Origin of the sequence: Flavobacterium sp. (assembly GCF_039916025.1) — a bacterium.
GTDB lineage: Bacteria > Bacteroidota > Bacteroidia > Flavobacteriales > Flavobacteriaceae > Flavobacterium.
Genome location: NZ_JBDSMB010000115.1, coordinates 1 through 8,832, shown reverse-complemented (window position 1 = coordinate 8,832; position 8,832 = coordinate 1). Strand labels below are relative to the sequence as shown.

At 34.8% G+C, this 8,832-nt stretch carries 6 protein-coding genes; 3 read left to right on the top strand and 3 right to left on the bottom strand.

The annotated features are described in order from the left end of the window. Nucleotides 1-85 precede the first annotated feature (85 nt). The 3 genes from ABIQ27_RS08120 to rimO all read left to right on the top strand — a co-directional run bounded on the left by ABIQ27_RS08120 (nucleotide 86) and on the right by rimO (nucleotide 3,999). Nucleotides 86-997, top strand: a complete 912-nt coding sequence (locus tag ABIQ27_RS08120; RefSeq protein WP_348033377.1) for a hypothetical protein — start codon at nucleotides 86-88, stop codon at nucleotides 995-997. 78 nt (nucleotides 998-1,075) lie between these two features. Further along, the gene (locus tag ABIQ27_RS08115) at nucleotides 1,076-2,590 is read left to right on the top strand and encodes an outer membrane protein transport protein (RefSeq protein ID WP_348033376.1); all 1,515 of its coding nucleotides are present in this window, start codon (nucleotides 1,076-1,078) and stop codon (nucleotides 2,588-2,590) included. A 107-nt stretch (nucleotides 2,591-2,697) separates the two neighbouring features. After that, nucleotides 2,698-3,999 (top strand): 30S ribosomal protein S12 methylthiotransferase RimO, encoded by a 1,302-nt coding sequence (rimO, locus tag ABIQ27_RS08110; protein ID WP_348033375.1) that lies wholly within the window; start codon nucleotides 2,698-2,700, stop codon nucleotides 3,997-3,999. Between the two features lie 36 nt (nucleotides 4,000-4,035). On the opposite strand, the gene ABIQ27_RS08105 is transcribed toward rimO, so the two are convergent. From ABIQ27_RS08105 to ABIQ27_RS08095, 3 genes are all read right to left on the bottom strand, one after another. After that, nucleotides 4,036-4,905 (bottom strand): TorF family putative porin, encoded by an 870-nt coding sequence (locus tag ABIQ27_RS08105; RefSeq protein ID WP_348033374.1) that lies wholly within the window; start codon nucleotides 4,903-4,905, stop codon nucleotides 4,036-4,038. Next, entirely contained in the window at nucleotides 4,895-7,003 is a 2,109-nt protein-coding gene (locus tag ABIQ27_RS08100) for an ATP-binding protein (RefSeq protein ID WP_348033373.1), read from the bottom strand. The genes ABIQ27_RS08105 and ABIQ27_RS08100 overlap by 11 nt, the downstream gene beginning before the upstream one ends. A 107-nt stretch (nucleotides 7,004-7,110) precedes the next feature. Further along, nucleotides 7,111-8,832, bottom strand: a 1,722-nt coding sequence (locus ABIQ27_RS08095; RefSeq protein ID WP_348033372.1) for a B12-binding domain-containing radical SAM protein, incomplete at its 5' end; no start/stop codon positions are given.

Here is an 8,832-nt window from a genome sequence, read left to right as displayed (position 1 = left end):
TAAAAATTGTTTAACTAATTTTAACTAAATAGTTCGGCAAAACTAACTATTTTTGTATAGTCCAACAATTAAAAATGCTATAGATATGAAAACTTATTCTTATTCAGTTAAAAGATTATCCATTTATACACTATTTGGATTAATCGCAGTTGCAGTTTCCTCATGTGGCTCTTATCAAAATAGTTCTTACTATGATGGTGATGGAAACTCTCAAAACAAAAGAGAAGTCGCAAACAAGGACAATTCTCAAAAAGATAAATACCAAGAATATTTTAGTGATTTAAATAAAGACTCTCAGTCATTCACTGATGTTGACAATTACAGCACTGTAAATAATGATACAATCAATAGAACAGAAAATAATTCAAGTTGGGGAAATAATCCTCAAAGCGTAACCGTAAATGTTTATGACAGCAATTGGGGTTATGGTTATTGGAATAATTACTGGTACGGAAATTATTGGGGTTATAATAATTGGTATGGCCCTAGTTGGGGATGGAATAGTTGGTACGGTCCAAGTTGGAGCATAGGTTGGAGTAATTGGTATGGTCCAAGTTATTATGGATATTATGGAGGTTACTACAATAATTGGTTCGGAAATCATTATCACAATAACTATTATTACAATGGAAACCGAAGAGGTACTGCTTATGCATATTCTGGAAATGGAAACAGATCTGGTGTGAGAAATGGGACGAGAAGCACAAATTTTAATAATAGAAATAGCTCTTATACAACATCTGGAACTAGAACTACTCATTATAACAACACAAGAACTTCTTCAACCGAACCTAGAAGTAATAATTATAATCCAACAAGAACTAACACTTCATCTCAACCAACAAGAAGTAATACTACTGAATCAACTTCAGTACGTTCATACACTCCAAGTTCAAACACACGATCTTCTTCTTCATCATCTTCGTATGGTGGCGGAAGCTATGGAGGCGGAAGCAGTAGTGGTGGAAGATCTTCATCTGGTGGAGGAAGAAGATAAAAAAAACTAAAAAAGAAAAATATCTATGTTATTGAACAAATTGCATAGATATTTTTTTGACTAAAAATTAAATTTATTATGAGAAAATACATTACTATCATCATTGCCGGATTGACTTTTTCAGGATTAAAGGCTCAAGAAACAACTCCTGAAGATGCTCTTCGCTTTGCCGTTGAAAATTTAACTGGTTCTGCCAGATTTAGAGGAATGAGTGGCGCTTTTGGAGCCGTGGGCGGCGACCTGTCTTCTATCAATCAAAATCCTGCCGGTTCCATTTTTTTTAATAACAATTATGCCACATTTACAGCAGCAAACTACAACTCCAAAAACATTTCACGATATTATGGTACCACATCAAAAGACAATGACAGTTCTTTAGATTTAAATCAAGCTGGGGTCGCTTTTGTATTTGTTGACAATAATCCTAAAAACGATTGGAAAAAATTTACCCTTGCATTTAACTATGAAAATAATAACAATTTCAACAATAGCATTTATTCATCGGGAATCAATCCTTATAATTCTATTGATAAGTATTTTTTAAGGTTTGCTAATGGATTACCTCAGGAAGGCGGAATAACATTAGAGACACTTCGAAATGCTTATTTCGAAGACTTAAATTTTATTGATCAACAAGCTCTTCTTGGGTATAATGCTTATATATTTAACCCTGTTTCAGATGATGATGCCAATTCAACCTATGTTTCCAATGTTCCTTCTGGAGGAAATTATTTTCAGGATAATTATACTATAACAACCGGATATGATGGGAAATTTACAGCAAACTTTGCCACAGCTTATAAAGACATATTGATTTTGGGTATTAACCTAAACTATCATTATACGGATATTATAAAAACAACCTCAGTTTATGAAGCTTATGATACCGTTGATTCTACAACAGGTTTACAATCAGTACAATTCGATACTGAAACACATACCTTTGGTAATGGATTTTCTTTTAATCTTGGAGCCATTGTCAAAGCAACAAAAAGTTTACGTCTTGGAGTAGCTTATGAATCACCAACCTGGTACAGGCTTGAAGACGAGCAAAGACAAGCTGTTTTCGCAAATTGTCCAGATTGTGGCCCAATAAATCCAATTGTATATAATCCTGGAATTACTATGGCTTATTTGCCTTATACTATACAAACTCCAGGCAAATGGACAGGAAGTATCGCCTATGTTTTTGGAAAAAAAGGATTGCTAAGTGCCGATGTATCCACAAAAGATTATAGCAACACTTCTTTCAGACCAAAAGATGATTATACTGGATTAAATTCTTACTTGAGTTCTGCACTTGACAATGCTATTGAGGTTCGTGTTGGTGGTGAATATAAATACAAACAAGTTAGTTTCAGAGGAGGATATCGTTTTGACCAAAGCCCTTATAAAGTAGATCAGACTTTTGGTGATTTGACCGGATATTCTGGCGGATTAGGATATACTTTTGGCGATAGCAGAATAGATGTTGCCTACTCCTACGACCATAGAAACTTTAATTACACATTCCTGTCTTCAGGGTTGGTTGATCCTGCCAGAGTTAGCCGATACAATAATAATATAACCGTAAGTTACTCGGTAGATTTTTAATTTTTAGTTATCACATAATAATAAAACCACTTCTTTCGAGGTGGTTTTTTATTTTAACAATTTTAATCGAAATAAAAAGCGTAATTTTGCACTCCAATTTTAAGTCTATGAGAACTAAGTCATTAAAGAAAAATAGAATCAACGTTATCACACTTGGATGTTCCAAAAACACTTACGATAGTGAGGTTTTAATGGGACAATTGAAAGCCAGCGGAAAAGATGTAGTGCACGAACAGGAAGGTAATATTGTAGTAATCAATACTTGCGGCTTTATCAATAATGCCAAAGAGGAATCGATTAATACTATTCTCGAATACGTTGATAAAAAAGAAAATGGCATTGTAGACAAGGTTTTTGTTACCGGATGTTTATCTGAAAGATATCGCCCCGACTTAGAAAAAGAAATTCCAAATGTGGATCAATATTTCGGCACAACCGATTTACCACTTTTGTTAAAAGCACTTGGCGCCGATTATAAACATGAATTATTAGGAGAACGTTTAACTACGACTCCAAAAAATTATGCTTATCTAAAAATTGCTGAAGGTTGTGACCGACCATGTAGTTTTTGTGCTATTCCAATTATGCGTGGAAAACACGTTTCGCAATCTATTGAGAAATTGGTAAAAGAAGCAGAAGGATTGGCTAAAAATGGCGTAAAAGAATTAATTCTTATCGCCCAGGATTTGACGTATTACGGTTTGGATTTATACAAAAAAAGAAACCTTGCTGAGTTGTTAGAAAACTTAGTAAAAGTTGAAGGCATCGAGTGGATTCGTTTGCATTATGCTTTCCCAACAGGTTTCCCAATGGATGTTTTGGATTTGATGAAACGCGAACCAAAAATCTGTAATTACATTGATATTCCGTTACAACATATTTCAGATAATATCCTGAAATCAATGCGCCGCGGAACAACAAAAGAAAAAACGACCAAATTATTAAAAGAGTTCCGTGCTGCTGTTCCGGGAATGACCATCAGAACAACTTTGATTGTTGGTTATCCGGGAGAAACGCAGGAAGATTTTGAGACAATGCGTGACTGGGTTCAAGAAATGAAATTCGAACGTTTAGGTTGTTTTACCTATTCTCATGAAGAAAACACACATGCTTATTTACTGGAAGACAATGTTCCCGAAGAAGTAAAACAAGCACGTGCTGCCGAAATCATGGATTTACAATCGCAGATTTCCTGGGATTTGAATCAGGAAAAAGTGGGACAGACATTCAAATGTATTATCGATAGAAAAGAAGGACAATATTTCATCGGAAGAACCGAATTTGACAGTCCGGATGTAGATAACGAAGTCCTAATTGATGCTTCAAAATTCTATGTGAAAACGGGAGAATTTGTCAATATCAAAATTATAGACGCTACCGAGTTCGACCTTTATGGTGAACCAGCTTAAAATAAAAAACTTCAAATTTTCATTTGGAGTTTTTTATTAATAACTGAAGCTGATTCCTGCGACAATAAAATTTTTACCAAAGGTTTCCGTGTTTTGTGTTGCATCATTGTGAACATAGTTCAATGACAATGGCATCGTGATTCCCTTCCCTAAATCTATTTCTTTGGTAGCTTTGATTCCCATATTACAAAACGAAACTTTGTCATAATCAGCATAGCTGTAATACCCTGCTTTATTATTCAAAACCGCACCAATTACAGGATCCAATTCTATTCCCTGCAAGGATTTCATTGATGATTTTTCAAAAAGAGTAAAAGTATAACCCAATTCAACATAGGTTGTAAAGTTTTGCTTTGGATTTTCATCATTGTTGTCATAACGGAAATCATTTCCGGCAACAAGCGTACTTATTGTAGCATTAAAAGGATATTTGTATCCTTCTGAAAAATCAAAATACAACATAGCATCAACCGTTTTTACACCATCTTCTCCATAATTAAAGAAATTATTATCCACACCTTCCACTTTTTCTACTGATGGCCAATAATAATCCCAAACCTGAAACTGCAAAAAATCATTGAGCTTATAAGTCGCATAAAAATTGATTTCCTGATACCCTTTACCCGGTGTTCCATCTGAATAAAAATAATCGTTTTGGAAATTTGTCGTTCCCCAAAAGCCTAATGTTAATTTTGGTGTAACCGCATATTCTATTGTAGGCTGAACTGCAATATAGTCTCCACCCCAACATTGTCCACGCCATAAATATCGACTGACAACATCTAAGGTCAATGATAGTTTTTTCTCTTTTTCAACGCTCAGCGTATCTGTTTTTGATTCGCTTTCCTGCGAAAACATTGAGGCTGAAATAAAGATAAAGCAAAAAAGTAGCTGCTTAAATTTCATTATAATTCTCTTTGTCTAAATATTTATTAATCATTTCAAACAGGTTTTCCCTACTCAATGGTTTTGTCAGATAGCCATTAAATCCTGCCTTTTCAATTATCATTTTATCTTCCGATGACGAATAGGCTGTTTGTGCAATTATAGGAAGATTTGGTCGTATCGGCCTGATTTGTTCCATCGCTTCAAAACCGGTCATAATTGGCATTTTAATATCCATAAGTACCAAATCAATATTTGGATTATTAAGGCAAATATCAACCGCTTCCTGACCATTGATAGCTCTTATAATTTTGTAATTCTTGTTCTGCATCATCTTTTGGAACAATAAGAAATTGATGTTATCATCTTCCGCAATCAATATGGTTTCTTCTTCAGATTTTTGAATTTCAACATTATTGATCTGTTTTACACTAATATGCTCCACTTTTGAATATTGCAGCGGAATTGAAAAATAAAATGTAGAACCTTCACCAACTTTTGATTCTAAAGTAATCGTCCCGCCAAGTAAATCGATATAAGCTTTTGAAATAGCTAAACCTAAACCTAAGCCACCAACTTTTATCGAAATATCGCTGTCAACACGCTTGAATCTGTCAAAGATATTTTTATGATTATCTTCATCAATCCCCAATCCTGTGTCTTTTACAGTGAAATTGATTAACTCTTTTTCTTCATCTATTTCAAACCCAAAAGTAACCGAACCACGTTCTGTAAATTTGAGCGCATTGGTCAGCAAATTGATGATAACCTGTTTGAGCTTGATATCATCGGTTATAATATTGAACTTCGCTGGAGTTTTCGGCTGGATTAATCTAAAATCAATGTCTTTATTCTTAATCGTAATTTTAACGGTTTCATAAAGCTCATTCATGCAGGATTCTAAATTGACTACAGTCAAATTCGGCGTAAGCTGATTCGATTCAATTTTTGACATTTCAATCAAATCATCAATGATCCCAACCAGGTTTTTTCCGCTCTTTTCTATGACATTAAGATATTCCAGCTTTTCAGTTTCGCTAATACTGGTGTTAAGAAGCAATTCGGTAAAGCCATTAATAGCATTCATCGGGGTTCTAATTTCATGCGATAAATTGGCCAGAAACGAAGATTTCAACCGGTCGCCTTCTTCTGCCTTTATCTTTGCTTTTATCAGCTCAATTTTCTGATTGCTGTTTTCCTCGAATAAGTTTCCAATATAGCTGAACTCACCGCTGGTGTTCTTCAATTCTTTGATGGCTCTTCTATTTCCCGATTCTAATGCTCTTCTAACCAAATCCAAAGGATAATAAACCAGTTTTCGTGTATAGATTAAATTAACTATAAGGTTAATAATAAACGCGACGATAATGATGTACAATATTCTGATAGCATTTTCAAAATACACTTCGAAATTTCTTTTAAACAAAAGCTTGCCAACAAATTGATTGTTAGAATCTCTTAAAGTATACTCTGAAGATATTTTATGGGCTGGTATTGGCAAATCAATATCCTTGTCCGAAAATAGTATTGAGGAACTTGTCAGTTTCTCAAGATTCTTAATGTATTTCGAATCCATTAAACGGACAACAAAGAAGTACCCATAAGTTTTAGACTTCATTTTTGATGGGTCATTAGATGGATGAATCGCTGCTCCGGTTACCTCCACTATTCCTTCTGGAATTTTTAAGTAGAATTTATTTATCCCGACTTTTTTCAGCAATTCCATCTCCTTTTTCGGAATAAAGTCAATGGTTTTTATCTTAGCTGTTGGCGTTCTAATGATGAAATTCATGTTAGCGTCATAAACACCTAAATAATCAGCTTCATAAATTTCCAGTTCAGTACCAATGGTTTCGTTATACCAATTGACATTCTGTTCTGTTATAAATTTTATAAATTCATCCCAGTTGGTGTCGTTCTTAATCGCAACAAAAATAGGTTTCGAATTAACTTCAAGCAGCTTGTTAACCTCGTTGTCAAACTGTTCGATAGTGGTTCTATAAACTTGTTTTTCTGCCTTTTTTGTATAATAAAACAACGCAAAATAGAGTAGTATGAAAAAGATACTCGAAGAAAATATTAACCAGAGTATTTTGGGAAACGTTTTTTTAACCTTCATAATTATTTATCTCTGCCAAATGAGTTTTGTTCAGCCGCTAAAAATATGCTAAAAAAAACAGAACTAATTGTCCCTTAGACAAAAAAAATAAACAAGTTATTAAGAATTTATATCACTAACAAACCAAATTCTCTCAGGTTATTCATTGATTTTGAATACCAGAACAATTCAAAATCTTCAAACTGGTTTTCAAAATTGGTTTTGAGTTGGGCAAAAGTAGCCGCTTTTTCATTCGAAACAGAAAGCAATTCGAGCGATTTTAAAAACCAATCAGCTTTGTCTTTTTCCAATGAAATTTCAACTGTTTCTCTTTTATCGTGAAAAGTTAATTTCATCATTTCCCATGAATTCCCTTTTTTAAATTTGGTAAAAATTTCTGTTTGTGGCTTTCCTCCTATCCAAATGATTTTTGCAGAGGGTTTTGTGGTAAAACTATCTTCTTGCTCAAGACTTGAAATAATATAATCGGATGGAATTGTAGTATTCGGAATTTTGAAATCAAACCAATCCTGAAGCTCATAATCAAAACAGATTCCGTGCATAAAATTGAACAGCGATTTCTTTAGTCCAAAGCTGAATTTATCATGATCAATCCCTGTTTTATCTTTGAACTGAATATCATTGTTAGCAAAAGTAATGTCGTTCATCTCGGGGATTACACCAAATTCTTCCGGGAACATCCCAACCGGACTGTGCGCTGTCATCGCAAACTGATGCCAAAAACCCGACTGCAGAATTCCCAATTCAAACATTTGACGTACCATTTCCAAACTGTCAACTGTTTCCTGAATGGTTTGTGTTGGATAGCCATACATCAGATAAGCATGAACCATAATTCCGGCTTCGGTGAAATTGCGCGTGACTTGTGCCACCTGCTCTACCGTTACTCCTTTTTGAATTAATTCCAATAACCTGTCTGAAGCTACTTCCAATCCGCCCGAAACGGCAATGCAACCCGAAGCTTTGAATAGCATACACAAATCGGCAGTAAAGCTTTTTTCGAAACGAATATTCGTCCACCACGAAACCGTTAGTTTACGACGAAGTATTTCTAAGGCAACTTCGCGCATCAATGCCGGCGGTGCCGCTTCATCCACAAAATGGAAACCAGTTTCTCCCGTTTGGGCAATGATTTCCTCCATTCTGTCGACCAAAGTTTTTGCGGCAATTGGTTCGTAGAGTTTTATATAATCTAAAGAAATATCACAGAATGTACACTTTCCCCAGTAACAACCATGCGCCATTGTGAGTTTATTCCACCGTCCATCGCTCCAAAGACTGTGCATCGGATTCGCGATTTCAATAACCGAAATATAATCTTCTAAAAGCAAATCGGAATAATCGGGCGTACCGACATCACTTTGTTTATAATCGGGTTTTGTTGTGTTGTTTTTATAAACGACTTCGTTTTTTTCAAGCAAAAAAGTTCGTTTGAATTCAGATTCATTATTACAAACTGCCGAATGCAATAATTCAACAGGAAGTTCACCATCGTCAAGCGTAATGAAATCAAAGAATTCAAAAACACGTTTGTCTTTTAAGTCTCGGAGTTCGGTATTAGGGAAACCGCCGCCCATAGATGTTTTTATGTCTGGGAAAAGTTTTTTAATGAATTGCGCGCAACGAAAAGCGCTGTATAAATTCCCCGGAAACGGAACTGAAATCAATACTAATTTGGGTTGGACTTTTTTCAGTTTTTCTTCCAAAATCTGCAACGAAATAGTATCAATATATGTCAACTCGTTTTGAAGATATCCGTACATTTCGTCAAACGAATTGGCGCTTCTGCCCAATCGCTCGGCATAACGGCTAAAGCCAAAGTTTTCATC